At 69.7% G+C, this 1,569-nt stretch carries 2 protein-coding genes and 1 pseudogene; 1 reads left to right on the forward strand and 2 read right to left on the reverse strand.

What is annotated here, in order from left to right:
• Positions 1–311: pseudogene (locus LQV45_RS31265) on the forward strand (TIGR03085 family protein); the annotation flags it as partial.
• A gap of 121 nt (positions 312–432) precedes the next feature.
• On the opposite strand, the gene hisF reads toward LQV45_RS31265, so the two are convergent.
• Both hisF and hisG read right to left on the reverse strand, forming a co-directional pair.
• Positions 433–1,209, reverse strand: coding sequence for an imidazole glycerol phosphate synthase subunit HisF (gene hisF / locus LQV45_RS31270; protein ID WP_230011237.1), 777 nt, complete (start codon positions 1,207–1,209; stop codon positions 433–435).
• Between the two features lie 85 nt (positions 1,210–1,294).
• The coding region (hisG, locus tag LQV45_RS31275) for an ATP phosphoribosyltransferase (RefSeq protein WP_374208350.1) at positions 1,295–1,569 on the reverse strand (275 nt) is incomplete at its 5' end.

Raw genomic sequence — 1,569 nt, forward strand, 5'->3', positions numbered from 1 at the left:
CCGAGGACGTCCGCCGCGCCGTGGACCGCTGGGCCCCGCGCGCCCTGGACCAGGCCTACTCGGACGCGCTGTGGGACGAGCTCGTCAAGCGGGCCGCGATCCTGTACCGCGGCGTGGATCTGGGCATCGTGCTGGTGAGCCCCTCGGGTCCGCGGCATGTCGCCAAACGCGCCCCCGTGTCCGTGGCCATCGTCGGCGAACCGGGCGAGCTGCTCATGCACGCCCACGGCCGGACCCGCCACGCCCTCGTGACCTTCGAAGGCCAGCCGGACGCCGTCGCGCTCCTGCAGTCCGCCGAAGTCGGCCTCTAATCCCCACCCGCTTAATCCCCGCCCGCTCCCTAAAAAATAAAGCAACGCGGGGTCACTTACGGCCCATAATCCCGTCCGGGATGGGCGGTAAGTGACCCCGCGTTGCTTTAAGCGGTGGGGACTAGCGGACTTCGAAGCCTGCGTCGCGGATCGCGGCCTTGACCTGCGCGATCATGTCCAGCGGGCCGAAGTGGAAGACCGAGGCCGCCAGGACGGCGTCGGCGCCCGCTGCCACGGCCGGCGGGAAGTGCTCCGGCTTGCCGGCGCCGCCGGAGGCGATGAGCGGGACCTTGACCCCCGCCCGCGCCAGGCGGATGAGTTCCAGATCGAAGCCGTCCTTGGTGCCGTCGGCGTCGATCGAGTTGAGCAGGATTTCACCCACTCCGCGGTCGGCCGCTTCGCGCGCCCAGGCGATCGCGTCGATTCCGGTCCCCTGCCGTCCGCCGTGCGTAGTGACCTCGAAGCCTGACGGCGTAGGCTGCGAGCCCGGACGGGTCCGGCGCGCATCGAGGGAAAGCACCAGGACCTGGGAGCCGAAGTGCCGGGTGATCTCGTCGATCACGTCGGGCCGGGCCACGGCTGCGGTGTTGATGGCCGCCTTGTCCGCGCCGAAGCGCAGGAGTTTGTCCACCTCGGCCACGCCACGGACGCCGCCGCCGACCGTCAGCGGAATGAAGACTTCCTCGGCGGTGCGGCGGACGACGTCGAACGTGGTCTCCCGGTTGCCGGAGGACGCCGTGACGTCAAGGAAGGTCAGCTCGTCGGCGCCGCTGTTGTCGTAGCGGTGCGCCAGTTCCACCGGGTCACCGGCGTCGCGGAGGCCCTCAAAGTTGATGCCCTTGACCACGCGGCCGGCATCGACGTCGAGGCACGGGATGACGCGCACGGCAACAGTCATGACTTCTCCTGATACTTGCAGGCGGGTAATTGCTGCAGGGTGGGTGCTGAAGGTGTTCCTGGCGGGACCCGGCGGGGCGGGGCGGCTAGATGCGGCAGGCGTGGATGCTGCTGACCAGGATGGCGCGGGCGCCGAGGTCGTAGAGTTCGTCCATGATCCGGTTGGTTTCCCGCTTGGGCACCATCGAGCGGACGGCCACCCAGTCCGAATCGCGCAGCGGCGACACGGTGGGCGACTCCAGGCCGGGGGTGAGCCCGGCGGCCTGCTCGACGAGTTCCTTGCGGATGTCGTAGTCCATCAGCACGTACTGCCGGGCCACGAGGACGCCCTGGAGCCGGCGGATCAGGACCTCCGTGGCAG

It is taken from the genome of Microbacterium sp. Bi128 (genome assembly GCF_918698205.1).